Here is a 15,597-nt window from a genome sequence, read left to right on the forward strand (position 1 = left end):
GCGGTCTTCGGCCTCCGGGGCCTCAGGAAGGGGTGTGCGGCTCCAGGCCCGTGACCGACGCGACCGGGATGCGGGCGAGGCCGGCCATGACCTGGCGGGGCCCGGCCCCCCACCCGTACCGCCGCTTGAGCGGCGCGACGTGGGTGGCGATGAGCGCGAGGAGGGGCGCGAGGTCGGTGGGCGTGGCGCCGAGGAGGGCGAGCAGTTGCTCGGTACGGGTCAGGCCGGCGCCCGGGCCGATCCCGTGCACGGCGGCGTCCTGCCAGGTGGCTCCGGCGCTTCCGGCGACGACGGTGTTGTGCAGGGCGAAGCCCTGGTTGTCGTGGGCGTGGATGCCGACGGGCGCGGACACGGCGGAGCGGGTGGACTGGACGAGTTCGACGAGGCGCTCGGGGCGGAGCGAGCCGAGGGAGTCGACGAGGAAGACGGCGTCGAGCGGGCCGAGTGCGGCGCTCTCGCCGAGGCAGCGGTCGAGTTCCGGGTAGGAGGCGAGGTCGATGTCGGTGAGGAAGAGGCAGACGCCGAAGCCGGCGTCCCGCAGGCGGTGCAGCGGGGCGGCGGCGCGGGCCACCCGGTCGTACCGGACGGCGAGGCGGACGAGGCCGACGGACACGGGGCCCGTGGCCAGGGCGTCGGCGATCCGCCCGGCGGAGGCCGTGGCGGCGGCGTCCGTGGCGGGCAGGTCCGCGGTGTCGAGGAGGACGGAGAAGCGGGGGCCGTAGCGCTCGGGGAGCGGGACCGGCAGCAGCGCGCCGCGCGGGGCGGAGCGGTCGGCGGGGTCGTGGACGTCGCCCAGCTCGATGACGTCGATGCCGAGCCGCGCGCAGACCGCGAGGTAGTCGGCGGCCAGCACGGGGGGTACGGATCCGCCGGTGAGCCGTCCGCCGGTGCGCAGGGTGCAGTCGAGCAGGGTCATCCGGGTCACCCCCAGCCGGTGTCGTTCGTGCCCGTGCCGGCGGCGGGCGCGCCCCAGCCGGTGTCGTACGTGCCGGTGAGGACGGCCGCGCCCCAGCCGGTGTCGTTCGTGCCCGTGCCGGCGGTGACGGCCCCGGCGGTGACGGTGGCGAGGCCCGCGAGGCCGACGGCCAGGGTGGTGAGGAGGGTGGTGCGGATCCGCCGCTTCATGTCGTGTGCTCTCTTTCCGCTTCGGTGAGGAGTAAGTCGTCTGTTTCCGTGGGGTTTTGCGAGCTTCGCGGGCTGTGCGAGCTTGAGGCGCTTTGACCTTGTGGGCGGTGGTGTGAACGTATCCGGGGCGGCATGACTATGGGGCGGACCGCATGGCTCATTAGGCTGCATGGCAGCAAGAGGACGCCGTCACAAACGGGGGAAAAGGTGGCGATACCAGACGTACTGCGGGCCCAGGGTGACGACGGAACTCCGGAGCCCTCCGCCCCGACGAGAACGACATCCGCCGAACCGGCCGCGGAATCCAACGCTCCGACAGAAACGGCACCCGCCGAACCGCCGCCAGGAGCCACGGCTTTGGCGGCGATCGACGCGGCGGGAGCAACCCTCCCCGCACCGCCCTCCGAGAACTCCAAAAGCCCCGACAACCCCGACAACCCCGAGCACCCCGAGAGCTCCGAGGACCCCCTGACCCGGGTCTACGCCTGCCTCCTGGCCCGGGACCCGGCCCGGCCGCCGGCGCGCTCCGCCGACCTCGCGGAGGAACTGGAACTGCCGCTCGCCCGGGTGGAGTCGGCCGTCTCGGCCCTCCTCGACATGGGCCTGCTGCGCCGCACCCCGGAGCGGACGGTCCTCCCGGTGGCGCCGGACGAGGCCGTCCAGCGCACCCTGGGCCCGCTGGAACGCGAGATGCGCGCCCGCCGCCAGCACATGGAGCGCACCCGCGGGCAACTGATGTCCTTCATGCCGCTGTACGAGTCCCACCTGCTCCGACTGACGCACCTGCGGCAGGCGGAGTACGTGGAGCTGCTCACCGACCTCCGCGCGGTGCGGGAGGCCATCACCGAACTGGGCCGGACCTGCGAGCGCGAGGTCATGACGGCGCAGCCGGGCGGCGGCCGGCGCGCCGAGGTCCTGGAGGAGGCGGTGGCCCGCGACGAGGAACTCCTGCGCCGCGGCGTCCGGATGCGCGTCCTCTACCAGCACACCGCCCGCTTCTCCTCGGGCACCTGCGCCTACGTGGAGCGGGTGGGCCGGCTCGGCGCCCAGGTCCGCACCCTGGACGACGAGTTCATGCGGATGCTCGTCTTCGACCGCTCGACGGCGGTCATCCCGGTCCCGGACGACCCGCACGCGGCGGTCCTGGTCCGCGAGCCGCACGTGGTCGCGTTCATGGTGGGCGCGTACGAGCGGCTGTGGCTGGAGGCCCTGCCGTTCGAGACGGAGTGGGACCGGCAGACCATCATGGACATCTCCGACGAGCTGAAGCAGACGATCGTCCGGCTCCTCACCGAGGGCCTGACGGACGCGGCGATCGCCCGCCGCCTGGGCCTCTCGGTCCGCAGCTGCCGCCGCCACGTCGCCGACGTGATGGCCGCCCTCGGTGCCGAGAGCCGCTTCCAGGCCGGTTATCTCCTGGCCCAGCAGGACCGCGAGCAGCCGAGCCCCTGAGGGGCCGCCGGGTCACCCGTACGTGGTGAAGAGCGGCTGGTGGACACCGTCCGTACACCACCGGGGCATAGGGTCCGTGCAGACGACACGGACACGACGAAGTCAGGGTGGACATGAGCGATGTGGCGACCGAGGAGCGGTCCGAGCGGGAGGGCCCGGAGGGCGGCCCTCCGGGCGAGGGCGCCCCGGCGTCCGGCCCCGCCCCGAAGCGGCGCCGGCCCTTCTGGATCGAGTTGCCGTTCCTCGCCGGGATCGCGCTCGTCATGGCCTTCCTGATCAAGACGTTCCTGCTCCAGGCGTTCCTGATCCCCTCGGGCTCGATGCAGAACACCCTGCAGGTCGACGACCGGGTCCTGGTCGACAAGCTCACCCCGTGGTTCGGCTCGGAACCCGAGAGGGGCGAGGTCGTGGTCTTCCGCGACCCCGGCGACTGGCTGGCGGGACGGCCGGCGAAGCAGCCGACCTCGGTGCAGAAGGCCCTGGGCTTCGTCGGGCTGATGCCGGCGGCCGGGGAGCAGCACCTGATCAAGCGGGTCGTCGGCGTCGCCGGCGACACCGTCGAGTGCAAGGGCACGGGCCCCCTGAAGGTCAACGGCAAGGCCCTGACCGAGCCGTACGTCTTCCAGGGGAACACGGCCTGCAGCACGGACCCGGAGGGCCAGTTCGAGGTCACGGTCCCCGCCGGTCACCTCTGGGTGATGGGCGACCACCGGCAGAGCTCACAGGACTCCCGCTACCACCGGAACGACCCCCGGGGCGGCATGGTCCCCGTGACGGACGTGGTGGGCCGCGCCGTCGCGGTCGCCTGGCCGGTCTCCCACTGGTCGACCCTGCCCGTCCCGGACACCTTCGACCAGCCGGGCCTCACCCACTGACCCGCCCGCCCGGGGCCCCGGCCCCGGGCGACCGAACCTTCGGACCCTCAGGTCCCCGAACAACAGAAAAGGCCAGACCGGACAATGTCCGACCTGGCCTTCCTCTGAGCCGCCTTCGGGATTCGAACCCGAGACCTACGCATTACGAGTGCGTTGCTCTGGCCAACTGAGCTAAGGCGGCGTGCCGTGTGGACCCATCGTGGGTGCAGCAGCGTCGCCAAGTCTACACAGTTTCCGGAGGTGCTCCGACCACCCCCGGTTCGGGCCTATGAGCAGCGCTTTCCTCCTGCCGGAGGGGTGCCCTCCAGGAGGTAGGTGTTGATCGCGGTGTCGATGCAGTCGCTGCCCCGGCCGTACGCGGTGTGGCCGTCGCCCTCGTAGGTCAGCAGGGTGCCGGAGGAGAGCTGGTCGGCCAGGGACCTGGCCCAGCGGTACGGGGTGGCCGGGTCGCGGGTGGTGCCGACGACGAGGATCGGGGCGGCGCCCTCGGCGGTGATGCGGTGCGGCCGGCCGGTGGGCGGGGCGGGCCAGTAGGTGCAGTTGAGGGCGGCCCAGGCGAGGCCCGCACCGAAGACCGGGGAGGCCTTCTCGAAGGACGGGACGGCCTTCTCGACGGCCGCGGTGTCGCGGTAGGCGGGCGGCAGGTCCAGGCAGTTCACGGCCGCGTTGGCGAACATGAGGTTGGCGTACGTGCCGTCCGCCTCGCGCTCGTAGTAGCTGTCGGCCAGCGCGAGCAGCCCGGAGCCCTCGCCGCCCATCGCCTGGGCGAGGGCCTCGCGCAGCTGGGGCCAGGCGCCCTCGTCGTACATGGCGGCGATCACGCCCGTGGTGGCGAGGGACTCGCCGAGCTTCCGGTCCTCGCCCGTGGGCACGGGCTCGGCGTCCACGTCGCGGAAGAACTTCTTCATCGCCTCCCCGGCCGCGGCGACGGACCCGGTGCCCAGCGGGCAGTCCGGCCTGCGGACGCAGTCGGCGGCGAAGGCGCGGAAGGAGGTCTCGAAGCCGCCGGTCTGGTCCCGGTTGAGGTCGAGCGCGGAGAGCGAGGGGTCCATCGCCCCGTCGAGGACGAGACGGCCGACCCGGTCGGGGAACAGCTCGGCATAGGTGGCGCCGAGGAACGTGCCGTACGACGCTCCCACGTAGGTGAGCTTCCCGTCGCCGAGCACCGCCCGCAGGACGTCCATGTCGCGCGCCGCCTCGACGGTGGAGACGTGCGGCAGGATCTTCCCCGACTTCTTCTCGCACCCGGCCGCGAAGTCCTTGAAGGCCGTGCCGAGCGCGTTGATCTCCGCCGGGTCGTCGGGGGTCTGGTCGACCTGCGTGTACGTGTCCATCTGCGGGCCCGTCAGGCACTCGACGGGTTCGCTGCGGGCCACGCCGCGCGGGTCGACGGCCACCATGTCGTAGCGGGCGCGGACGGGCGCCGGGTAGCCGATGCCCGCGTACCCCTGGAGGTAGCCGACGGCGGAACCGCCGGGCCCGCCCGGGTTGACCAGGAGCGAGCCGAGCCGCTTGCCGGGACCGGTGGCCCGGGCCCGGGAGACCGCGAGCTCGATCTCCTCCCCGTCCGGCTTCGCGTAGTCGAGCGGGGCGCGCAGGGTGGCACACTGGAAACCCTCGACGCCGCAGTCGCGCCACTTCAGCTTCTGCTCGTAGTACTTCTTCAGCTTCGGCGCCTCGGGCGCGGAGGAGGGTGCCGGCGCGGCCGTCCGGGGCGCGGCGGCGTCGCTCCCGCCCGAACAGCCGGAGAGGATCAGCCCGGCGGCCGCGAGGGCGGTGGCGGACGTACGGAGCAAGCGCCTGGAATCCATCCTCGGAGCGTATCCGTACCGGTACGGACCGTGTCCAATCGCCCCTGGTGCGGTCCGGAGGCGGGCCTCTGGTCCGGAGGCGGGCCTCAGCCGCGCAGGGCCATCGTCATCGCCTCCACCGCGAGCAGCGGCGCCACGTTCCGGTCGAGGGCCTTTCTGCAGGCGAGGATCGCCTCGATGCGGCGCAGGGTCCGCTCCGGGGTGGTGTCGCGGGCGATCCGCTCCAGCGCGTCCCGCACGTCCATGTTCGCGAGCGGCGTGCGCGAGCGGAGCTGAAGGGCCAGGACGTCACGGTAGAAGCCGGTCAGGTCGGTGAGCGCGAGGTCCAGGCTGTCGCGCTGCGTCCGCGTCCTGCGCCGCTTCTGCCGCTCCTCCAGTTCCTTCATCGCCCCGGCCGTGCCGCGCGGCATCCGCCCGCCCTGCGCCGCGCCGAGGGCCGCCTTCAGCTCCTCGGTCTCCTTGACGTCGACCTCCTCCGCGAGCTGCTTCGCGTCCTCCGCGGCCGCGTCGACCAGCTCCTGCGCCGCCTTGAGGCAGCCGCCGACGTCGTCGACCCGCAGCGGCAGCTTCAGGACGACGGACCGGCGCGCGCGGGCCCGCTCGTCGGTGGCGAGCCGCCGCGCCCGGTCGATGTGCCCCTGGGTGGCGCGGGCGGCGGCCCGCGCCGTCTCCGGCTCGATGCCGTCGCGCCGCACGAGCACGTCGGCGACGGCCTCCACCGGCGGGGTGCGCAGGGTCAGGTGGCGGCAGCGGGAGCGGATCGTGGGCAGCACGTCCTCCAGGGAGGGCGCGCAGAGCAGCCAGACCGTGCGCGGCGCGGGCTCCTCGACGGCCTTCAGGAGCACGTTCCCCGCGCCCTCGGTGAGCCGGTCGGCGTCCTCCAGGACGATGACCTGCCAGCGGCCGCCCGCCGGGGAGAGCTGGGCGCGCCGGACGAGGTCGCGGGTCTCCTTCACGCCGATGGACAGCAGGTCCGTGCGGACGATCTCGACGTCCGCGTGCGTCCCGACGAGGGTCGTGTGGCAGCCGTCGCAGAAGCCGCAGCCCGGGGCCCCGCCGAGCGCCCGGTCGGGGCTCACGCACTGCAGAGCGGCGGCGAAGGCGCGCGCCGCGGTCGCCCGGCCCGAGCCGGGGGGGCCGGTGAAGAGCCAGGCGTGCGTCATCTTGGAGGCCTCGGGGGCCGGCTCGCCCGCGGCGTGGGCGGTGACGAACGCGTCGGCGTCGCGCGCGGCGGCGGAGAGCTGCTCCTCGACCCGCGTCTGTCCGACCAGGTCGTCCCATACGGCCATGTCTGCCCCTCCTCAGGTACGCCCTCCATTGTGGGGCAGCGCTCTGACACCCCCCGCCGGGCTGTGGAAAACCCCTCCCCGTCAGGCCTCGCCCCGGGGCCGGGTCAGCCACAGGCCGACGGCGGATCCGAACAGGACCACTCCGGTACCGATGCTCCCGACGATCTGGAGGCCGCCGGTCCAGCCGGCGAAGCTGCTGACGAAGACGTTGGCCAGGACGCTCGCGGCGAGCAGCAGCCAGAGAAGGACGCGCATGGGTTGCCTCCGTGGGGCGGGTTCCGGGGATGCGCCGCCGGGGTCCCGACGACTCCTCGATCCTGCTCCCCGTCCCGCCCCCGCACAGCAGTGCCCGCTCCCGGAGCGATGGTGTAGCCCGCTCCACCGCCTCCCCCGGAGCCGCCGCCTACCCTGAACCCATGCGTGTGGCGATCAAGGAAGCGGTCCGGGCGTGGCTCCACCTCACGGTCGGGGCCGCGATCTCCCTCCTCTGCTGCCTGATGGCGGGCATCGTCCTCTTCACCTCCGTCGTCACCCTCACGGTCATCGGCGCCGGCGTGCTCCCCGAGACCGTGCTGCTGCTGCGCCGTCTCGCCGGCTGGGAGCGGCGCCGTACGGCCGCGTGGACCGGGGCAACCGTCCCCGAGGCGTACCTGCCGCTCGACGGGCCGCTCCCCGCGCGCGTGCGCGCCGCGATCGGCGACCCGGGCACCCGGCAGGACCTGCTCTGGGCCGCCGCGCAGCTGCTCTACGGCCTGGTGCTCTGGTACCTCTCGCTGATCCTCTGGGCGCCCGCGCTGCTGGTCGACGGCGTGGGGACCGGGCTCGCGGGACGGCGGCCGGTGGCCCTGCCGCTGTTCGGCCGGCTCACCGGCCTGGCGGCGGACTGGTCGCGCACGCTGCTCACGCCGGCCCCGTCGGCCGCCCGGGACGCCGCCCTCGCCGCCCGGATCGAACAGCTCACGGCCACCCGGGCGGGCGCGATCGCCGCGCACGGCGCCGAGCTGCGCCGGATCGAACGCGACCTCCACGACGGCGCGCAGGCCCGTCTGGTGGCGCTGTCCATGCGGATCGGACTCGCCCGGCGCGCGTACGCATCCGATCCCGCGACCGCCCGCGGCCTCCTGGACGACGCCCAGAACCAGGCCGAGGAGGCGCTGGCCGAGCTGCGGCACGTGGTGCGCGGCATCCACCCGCCGATCCTCACCGACCGCGGCCTGACCGGAGCGGTACGGGCCCTCGCCGCGAGCAGCGGCCTGGAGACGGCGGTCTCGGTGACCGGCCTCGGCGACCACGACCAGGACGGCCCCCGCGCCCCGGCCGCCGTCGAGGCCGCCGCGTACTTCGTGGTCGCCGAGGCGCTCACGAACGCCGCCAAGCACAGCGGTGCCGCCCGCGCCTCCGTCTCCCTCGCCCGTGAACCGGCCGCCCTACGCGTGCGCGTGCGCGACGAGGGGTGCGGCGGGGCCGAGGCGGGCGAGAGCGGCGGCTCCGGCCTGACGGGCATGCGGCGCCGGGTCGCCGCGCTCGACGGCACCGTGCGACTGACCAGCCCCGTGGGGGGCCCGACCGTGATCGAAGTGGAGCTTCCGTGCGTGTGGTGATCGCCGAGGACAACGCCCTCCTCAGAGAGGGCCTCGTGCTGCTGCTGACCTCGTCCGGCCACGAGGTCGCGGGGGTCGCGGCCACCGGACCCGAGATCCTGCCGCTGCTCCTGGAGCACCGGCCGGACGTGGCCGTCCTCGACGTCCGGCTGCCGCCCGGCTTCCGCGACGAGGGGCTGCGGGCGGCGCTCGCGGCCCGCGAGCGACTCCCGGAGCTGCCGGTGCTCGTGCTCTCGCAGTACGTGGAGGAGACGTACGCGGCCGAGCTCCTGGGCGGCGGCGCCCGGGGCGTCGGCTACCTCCTGAAGGACCGGGTGGGCCGGGTCGACGAGTTCCTGGACGCCCTGGAACGGGTCGCGGCCGGCGGTACGGCCCTGGACCCGGAGGTCGTCACCGAGCTGATGGCCCGCCGCCGCGACGACCCGCTGGACTCCCTCACGCCCCGCGAGCGCGAGGCCCTGGCGCTGATGGCCCAGGGCCACGACAACGCCACGATCGCCCGCTCGATGGTGATCACCGAGCGGGCCGTGCACAAGCACATCGGGAACGTCTTCCTGAAGCTCGGCCTGCCCCCGAGCGACAACGGCGGCCACCGCCGGGTCCTCGCCGTCCTGGCGTACCTCAACGCCTAGACCCCACCCGCCACGACGCCCGGGCCGCGTCCCCACCACAGCCCGGGCCTCATCCGCCTCCACGGCCCACGGCCCGGGCCCCGCCCGCCCCGGCGCCCGGGACCCTCCCGCCTCAACGTCCGGAGGTCGTCCGGGCGGTCGGCAGGAACACGCCCGCCACGACCGTGACGAGGACGACGCCCGCGATCGCGCCCGCCTGTGCGGGCGGCAGGTACGGCAGGCCGCCGGTGAGCGCCCAGGCGAAGGCCGTCAGCGGCAGCGCGCCCACCACGAGCCCGACCAGGAGGCCCGTCGCCGTCAGGAACCCCGCCTCCAGACCGAGCATCCGGCGCAGTTGGCCCGCCGAGGCGCCGACCTGGCGGAGCAGCCCCAGTTCGCCGCGCCGCCCGGCGCCGATCAGGGCGAGGGTGCTCAGGACGGAGAGGACCGTGAGCCCGCCGATCGCCGCGACGATCCCGCCGGAGACGAGCCCGTTCAGCTCGGCCCCGGGGAGCGTCACCGACTCGGGGGCGACGGAGGAATCGCCCGAGGCACCGGCGGCACCCGCACCGACCGCGCCGACCGCGACTCCCGCCGCCAGTACGCGCGCGGGGTACGGATCGCTCATGTGCGGGGCCAGGTCGGCCTTCGGCAGGAGGAACTCGCCGAGGGCGAGCGAGCGTGCGTACACCGCGACCACCCGCAGCCGCTTCGGCGTCCCGTCGCCGAGCCGCAGCTCCACCGTCGAACCGGGCCCCGCCTCAAGGGACTCGGCCATGTCCGCGCCGACCGCGACCGTGCCCGCGGCGGCGAGCCCGGCCAGGTCGCCCGCGACGACGCCGGGATCGAGCGTGCCCGCCAGTCCCCCGGCGTCCACGCCGAGGACCGGGAGCCGGTCCAGGCGCGGCGAGCCGGCCTCCGTGCGGGCCAGGACCACGGACGAACGCAGCACGTCCGTGGCCGTCTCCACCCCCGGCAGCTCGCGCACCCGCTCCGCCGTGGTCCCGGAGAAGGAGAGGTCGGCGGTGGTGGCGGCCCGCGCCTGCGCGGCGGCGGCCCGCTCCACGGTGGCGCCGGCCGAGAGCTGCACGAGGGCGAAGGAGGTGACGAGGACGACGGGGACGAGCGCGGCCCCGAGCCGGCGCGAGTGCGCGGCGGCGCCGGAGGCCGTGAGCCGCCCGGGCGCACCGCCGAGCCGGCGGAACGGCCGGTCCAGGACCGTCATCGCGGCCCGCGCGATCCACGGCCCGAGCAGCGCGCATCCGGCGACCAGCGTCACCGTGGCCGCCCCGGCGGCCGCCGCGGCCGCGTCTCCGCCCTGGACGGTGGCCGTACCGGCCGAGCCCGCGCCGAGCACGAGCAGCACGAGCCCGGCGACACGGCGGGCGCCGCCCTTCCCCGCGCGGCCCGGCCGCCGGGCCGCGAAGAGGACCACGAGCCGGGTGATGCCCACCACGAGGGCGGCGACGACGAGGACGGCGGCGAACAGCCACGGCGGAGCGGGGAGTTCGAGGCCCTCCGGTACGGCTCCGGTACGGGCCCGCAGCACCGACCACAGCGCCAGGAACACCGGTACGGACGCGAGCGCGCCGAGCAGCGCCGCCGCACCCGCCACCCGGGCCGCCTCCCGGCCTGCCGCACCCCGCACCTGACGGGGCGTCGCGCCGACCGAGAGCAGCAGTTCCCGCTCGGCGGCGCGCTGTTGGAGGGCCTGCGCGACGAGCGAGGCGAGGACGAGGACGGCGACCAGGACGACGGTGCCGGAGACGGCCGCGAGGAGCTGGAGGAGCTCCGCGCGCGCGGGCGGCGCGCCGAGGTGCTCGGCGCCGCCCCGGCCGTCCCCGGTCAGCGCCCGGAGCGGCTGCCCCGCGGCGGTGTCCTCGAGCCCGGCGGCGTCCAGGGCGGCCCGTACGCGTGCGTGGAGGGCGTCCACGGGCACGCCGGGCTCGGCGAGGACTCCGACGGCGTCGACGGCGCCGGGGTGCCCGGCGAGCCGCCGTGCCTCCCCCGCCGTGACGTAGAGCGCGGCCGGTCCCTCGGCGACGCCGACGACCCGACGGCCGGCCACGGTCTCCCCGACGGCGGCGCCGAGACCGGCCCCCACGACGGTCTCCCCGGCCTGCCGGGGCTCCCGCCCGTCGATCAGCCGGTACGGGGCGAGCCGGGCCGCCTCCCAGGAACGCCCGGTGTACGCGCGCGTGGCCGCACCCGCGGGACCCGCATCCCCATCCCGTTCCCCTTCCCGTACGACGAACGTGTCGTCCGGCACCGCTTCCCGCACCCCCGGCACGGCCCGCAGCACGGCGACGGCGGACTCGGGGATCCGGACCCGCTCGGTCAGGCCCGCCGTCTCGGTCCTCGACTCGCCGCCCCACGGCGTGGTCGTCCAGCGGACCTCCTGGTCGCCGGCGACGACGACGGGCGCGGCGGCGTACCGCTCCACGCGCGCGTGGCCCAGTCCGGCGGAGCCCAGCGCGAGCGCCAGGGCGCCGAGCAGCGCGGTGGTGACGGCGACGGCCGCGAACACGGCGGTCCACGCCTTGCGGTGGGCCCGCAACGACCGGGCGGCGAGCAGCCGCACGGCGGGGTTCCCGACGCGGCTCATCGCGCCACCGCCGGCTGACGACCGGCCGCGGCACGGGCGCCGAGCGCCTCCCGTACGCCCGCCTCGTCCGGGCGGTCGAGGCGGCCGACGATCCGGCCCCGGTCCAGGAAGACGGCCTCGTCCGCCCAGGTGGCGGCCACCGGGTCGTGGGTGACGAGGACGACCGTGCGCCCCCGCTCGTCGACCGCGCGCCGCAGCAGGGCCAGGACGCCGGCCGCCGTGACCGGGTCGAGGGCGGCGGTCGGCTCGTCGGCGAAGACGACCTCGGGCTCGTTGACCAGGGCGCGGGCGATCGCCACCCGCTGCCGCTGGCCGCCGGAGAGGTTCTCGGGCCGGTCCTCGGCCCGGTCGGCGAGCCCCACGGCGTCGAGCCCGGCCAGGGCGCGGGCGTCGAGCGCCCGGCCTTCGGAGGCCCCGGCGAGGAGCAGCGGCAGGGTGACGTTCTCCCGCACGTTCAGGGCGGAGACGAGGTTGAGCGACTGGAACACGAAGCCGACCCGGTCCCGCCGGAGCCGGGTCAGACCGGCCGCCTTCAGGGTGGCGAGGTCGGTGCCCCCGATCCGCACCCGCCCGGCCGTCGGCCGTTCGAGCCCGGCCGCGCAGCGCAGCAGGGTGGACTTGCCGGAGCCCGACCGGCCCATCACGGCCACGAGGCGTCCGCGCGGCACGACCAGGTCGACCCCGTCGAGCGCGGGTGCCCCGCCTCCGTACGAGCGGCTCACCCCGTCCAGGGCGAGGGCGGCGCCGTTCTCCGTCACTGCTGTCGTCGTCATGCCGACCACGCTAGAAAAGCGCAGGTCACAGCGGTATGGAGCTGGCTTCCGGAGTGGGGGTGGGGCCAGCTCCACCCCCACGGTGCCTCAGCGGCGGCGCCGGGGCCCCTCGTCCTCGTCCCCGTGCGGACCGAACAGCTCGTCCGCGAGGGTCGGCAGATCGTCGAGCGGGGTCTCCTCCGCCCAGTCGGATCGGCGGCGCGGCCGGCCGTTCTCGTCGAGCTGCGGCAGCTCCCGGGTCCGGTCGTCGGCTCCCCGCGGCTCGTCCCGCTCGTCGCGGAAGATGCCCCGCGGCACCCGGTCGGCGGGATCGGACGCCTCCGCGTCCCGTACGGAAGGCAGCACGGCGGTCTCGTCGGCGGCCCCGGTGTCCCGTACGAGGGGCAGCACGGCGGTCTCGTCGGCGGCCCGCGGGTCACGGATCTGCGGCAGGACGGCGGTCTCCACCTCCGGCCGCTCGACCGCCCCCGACCGCCCGGCCGTTCCCGACCGCCCAGCCGTCTCCGACCGCTCGACCGCTCCCGACCGCCCGGCCGTCCCCGGCCTCACGATCGGCGTCTCCACGGTGACCTCGTCCGGCGAGACGGTCGGCGCGTCCGGCCTCACGACCGGGGTCGACACGGTGACCTCGTTCGCCGACGCCTCGGTGCCGCGAGCCGAACGGGCCTCACGGGCCGCCCGCTCCGCCGCGGCCGTCCGCTCGGCGGCGGCCTTCTCCGCGGCCTCCCGCTCCCGGGTGGCCCTCTCCCGGGCCGCCTTCGCCGCCTCGGCACGCTCAGCCGCCGCGAGCTCCGCAGCGGCCCTCGCCGCCGCCTCCTCCGCGGCCTTCGCCGCCGCGGCGGTCTCGGCCGCCCGACGGGCCTCCTCGGCACGGAGGAGGGCCTCCTCGGCCTTGCGCTGCTTCTCCAGCCGACGCTCCTCGGCCTCCTTGCGGAGCCGGGCCTCCTCCTCGGCCTCCTTGCGGAGCCGCTCCTGCTCCTCCCGACGGGCCTTCTCCTCGGCCGCGAGGCGCCGGCGCTCCTCCTCGGCCGCGGCCTCGGCGGCGAGCCTGGCCTCCTCGGCCCTGCGACGGGCCTCCTCCGCCTGCCGCTCGGCCTCCAGACGGCGCGCCTCTTCCTCCTCGCGCCGCTTGCGCTCCTCCTCCTCGGCGCGGAGCTTGGCGAGCTGCTCCTGCCGCTCGCGCTCCAGGCGCTCCTCCTCGGCCTTGCGGGCGGCCTCCTCCTCCGCCAGGCGCCGCGCCTCCTCCTCCGCCTTCCGGCGGGCCTCCTCCGCGGCCTTCACCTCGGCCTCGGAGAGCGGCAGCATCCGGTCGAGCCGGTGGCGCACGACGGTGGTGACGGCCTCGGGCTCCTGCCCGGCGTCGACGACGAGGTAGCGGCTGGGGTCGGCGGCCGCGAGGGCCAGGAAACCGGCCCGTACGCGCGCGTGGAACTCCGGCGGCTCGGACTCGAGTCGGTCGGGCGCCTCGGTGAACCGTTCCCTCGCGGTCTCCGGGGAGACGTCGAGGACCACCGTCAGATGCGGCACGAGACCGTCGGTCGCCCAGCGCGAGATGCGGGCGATCTCGGTCGGGGACAGGTCGCGGCCCGCCCCCTGGTAGGCCACGGACGAGTCGATGTACCGGTCGGAGAGGACGACCGCGCCCCGCTCCAGGGCCGGGCGGACCAGCGAGTCGACGTGCTCGGCGCGGTCGGCCGCGTACAACAGGGCCTCGGCGCGGTTCGAGAGCCCCGCCGACGACACGTCGAGGAGGATCGAGCGGAGCCGCTTGCCGATCGGCGTGGCACCCGGCTCGCGGGTGACGACGACCTCGTGCCCCTTGGCGCGGATCCACTCGGCGAGGGCCTGGACCTGCGTGGACTTCCCGGCGCCGTCGCCGCCCTCCAGGGCGATGAAGAAACCGGTCGGGGAAGGCGCCTGGACCGGGTCGGAGCCGCGCAGCGCGTCGCGCAGGTCGCGGCGGAGCGGGACGCCCGCCCGGTCGTCGGTCTTCGCGAGGACGAGCGCGGCGACCGGAAGCAGCAGGGCGCCGACGAGGGCGAGCGTGAAGGCGGCGCCGCCGTGCGCGAAGACGAACTCCCCGGAGGCGAGCCGGTGCGGCCCGATCGCGGCGGCGAGCAGCGGGGCGACGAGCGCGCCAAGGCCCATGGCGACCCGGGCGGTGGCCTGGAGGTGCTCGGTGGTGCGGGCCCGGCGGGGCTCCTCGGTCTCCTGGTCGATCAGGGTGTGGCCGGTGTTGGCGGCGACCCCGGCCGCGTACCCGGCGAGGACGGCGAGGAACAGCACGGTCGCCGTGTCCGGGACCAGGCCCGTCGCGATCAGGGCGACACCGGTGACGGCGACGGCGAGGGCGAGCAGCCGGCGCCGGGACAGGACCGGCAGGACCGAGCCCGCGGTGCGGATCCCGACGGCCGTGGCGCCACTGAGCGCCAGGATCAGGAGGGCGTACGTGACGGGCCCGCCGCCCAGGTCGTACGCGTGGAGCACGGCGAGGGACGCGGCCGCGGCGATCGCCCCGGCGACGGTGGCGGAGGCGAGGACGAGCAGCGGCAGGGCGCCGGTACGGCCCTTCCCCCCGTCCCCGTCGGCCTTCCGGGCCGGCCGGCGCAGGCCCTCGAGGGGCGAGCGGGGGCGGGGCGTCTCCCCGCCGGGCAGCGCCATCGCGTACAGGGCGGTGACGGAGGCGGCGAACAGTCCGGCGGAGACGTACGAGCCGAGGGCCGCCTGGTGCAGCGTGAACCAGTCGATCCCGGCGCCGAGCAGGTTCCCGACGAGGGTGGCGACGAGCAGCACGGCGGCCGCGACGGGGACGGCCAGGAAGCCGGTCCGCTGGGACAGCCGGCGCAGCGCGCCGAGGTGGTCGGGCAGCGGCCGCACGGCGGCGCCCTCCAGCGGCGGGGCGGGTAGCAGCGCGGGCGCGGCGCCCTCGCGTCCGACGGTCCAGAGGCGTTCGGCCGCGCCGGCGACGAAGACGGTGCCGAGCAGGTACCAGAGGGCGCTGCCGGGGGTCCAGTCGATCCACAGCGGAGCGATGACGAGCAGCGCGATCCGCACCCCGTCGGCGCCGATCATGGTCCAGCGCCGGTCGAGCGGTCCGCCGGGTCCGGTGAGCGCGGTCAGCGGCCCGAGGAGGACGGCCCCGAAGAGGACCGAGGCCAGCAGTCGGGCGCCGACGACGGCGGCCACGGCGAACGCGGCCCCCCGGTAGCCGCCCCCGAGCGCGCCCTCGGCGACGGCCGCCTGATAGCCGAGCAGGACGAGGACGAGGAGCGCGAGGGCGTCACCGGTGCCACCGGCCAGATGGGCGCCCCACAGCCGGCGCAACGGCTGATGGCGCAAGAGGGCACGTACGGCGCGCTCCCGGGAATCCGCGACGAGTGCGGCATCGGAATCGCCCAGGCGGTCTGGCTGCTCTGCTCGCGTCATCCGTCCACCCTATCCGGACGGCCTTGCTC

12 protein-coding genes and 1 tRNA gene are annotated in these 15,597 nt (G+C 75.7%); 4 read left to right on the top strand and 9 right to left on the bottom strand.

From position 1 onward, the window contains the following. Positions 1-22: 22 nt before the first annotated feature. Together ACZ66Z_RS13065 and ACZ66Z_RS13070 are read right to left on the bottom strand one after the other, a co-directional pair. Complete coding sequence (locus ACZ66Z_RS13065; RefSeq protein WP_469934035.1) at positions 23-916, bottom strand: beta/alpha barrel domain-containing protein; 894 nt, start codon at positions 914-916, stop codon at positions 23-25. 5 nt (positions 917-921) lie between these two features. Next, positions 922-1,125 (bottom strand): hypothetical protein, encoded by a 204-nt coding sequence (locus ACZ66Z_RS13070; protein WP_469934036.1) that lies wholly within the window; start codon positions 1,123-1,125, stop codon positions 922-924. Positions 1,126-1,482: 357 nt separating this feature from the next. Between ACZ66Z_RS13070 and ACZ66Z_RS13075 the strand changes: the two genes are divergently transcribed. Both ACZ66Z_RS13075 and lepB read left to right on the top strand, forming a co-directional pair. Then, complete coding sequence (locus ACZ66Z_RS13075; protein WP_469934037.1) at positions 1,483-2,577, top strand: LuxR C-terminal-related transcriptional regulator; 1,095 nt, start codon at positions 1,483-1,485, stop codon at positions 2,575-2,577. 113 nt (positions 2,578-2,690) lie between these two features. Beyond that, a complete protein-coding gene (lepB, locus tag ACZ66Z_RS13080; protein ID WP_469934038.1) occupies positions 2,691-3,452 on the top strand; it encodes a signal peptidase I in 762 nt (253 codons plus the stop codon). Between the two features lie 107 nt (positions 3,453-3,559). On the opposite strand, the gene ACZ66Z_RS13085 is transcribed toward lepB, so the two are convergent. The 4 genes from ACZ66Z_RS13085 to ACZ66Z_RS13100 form a co-directional block, all read right to left on the bottom strand. Next, positions 3,560-3,633: transfer RNA gene (locus ACZ66Z_RS13085), tRNA-Thr, on the bottom strand. An 85-nt stretch (positions 3,634-3,718) separates the two neighbouring features. Further along, complete coding sequence (locus ACZ66Z_RS13090) at positions 3,719-5,263, bottom strand: alpha/beta hydrolase (protein ID WP_469934039.1); 1,545 nt, start codon at positions 5,261-5,263, stop codon at positions 3,719-3,721. A gap of 86 nt (positions 5,264-5,349) precedes the next feature. Beyond that, the gene (locus tag ACZ66Z_RS13095) at positions 5,350-6,552 is read right to left on the bottom strand and encodes a DNA polymerase III subunit delta' (protein WP_469934040.1); all 1,203 of its coding nucleotides are present in this window, start codon (positions 6,550-6,552) and stop codon (positions 5,350-5,352) included. Positions 6,553-6,633: 81 nt separating this feature from the next. Beyond that, on the bottom strand, positions 6,634-6,807 hold the full coding sequence (locus tag ACZ66Z_RS13100; protein WP_469934041.1) for a hypothetical protein: 174 nt from the start codon (positions 6,805-6,807) through the stop codon (positions 6,634-6,636). 161 nt (positions 6,808-6,968) lie between these two features. Between ACZ66Z_RS13100 and ACZ66Z_RS13105 the strand changes: the two genes are divergently transcribed. Next, positions 6,969-8,153, top strand: coding sequence for a sensor histidine kinase (locus ACZ66Z_RS13105; RefSeq protein ID WP_469934042.1), 1,185 nt, complete (start codon positions 6,969-6,971; stop codon positions 8,151-8,153). After that, positions 8,141-8,785, top strand: a complete 645-nt coding sequence (locus tag ACZ66Z_RS13110) for a response regulator (protein ID WP_469934043.1) — start codon at positions 8,141-8,143, stop codon at positions 8,783-8,785. Before ACZ66Z_RS13105 ends, ACZ66Z_RS13110 begins: the two co-directional genes overlap by 13 nt. 112 nt (positions 8,786-8,897) lie before the next feature. On the opposite strand, the gene ACZ66Z_RS13115 is transcribed toward ACZ66Z_RS13110, so the two are convergent. From ACZ66Z_RS13115 to tmk, 3 genes are all read right to left on the bottom strand, one after another. Next, a complete protein-coding gene (locus ACZ66Z_RS13115; protein ID WP_469934044.1) occupies positions 8,898-11,369 on the bottom strand; it encodes an FtsX-like permease family protein in 2,472 nt (823 codons plus the stop codon). Further along, on the bottom strand, positions 11,366-12,142 hold the full coding sequence (locus ACZ66Z_RS13120) for an ABC transporter ATP-binding protein (RefSeq protein ID WP_469934045.1): 777 nt from the start codon (positions 12,140-12,142) through the stop codon (positions 11,366-11,368). Before ACZ66Z_RS13120 ends, ACZ66Z_RS13115 begins: the two co-directional genes overlap by 4 nt. Positions 12,143-12,229: 87 nt before the next feature. Further along, positions 12,230-15,568: a dTMP kinase gene (gene tmk, locus ACZ66Z_RS13125; RefSeq protein ID WP_469934046.1), complete on the bottom strand. Its 3,339-nt coding sequence runs from the start codon at positions 15,566-15,568 to the stop codon at positions 12,230-12,232. Positions 15,569-15,597: the final 29 nt, after the last annotated feature.

Source organism: Streptomyces sp. NPDC107498 (genome assembly GCF_055582805.1).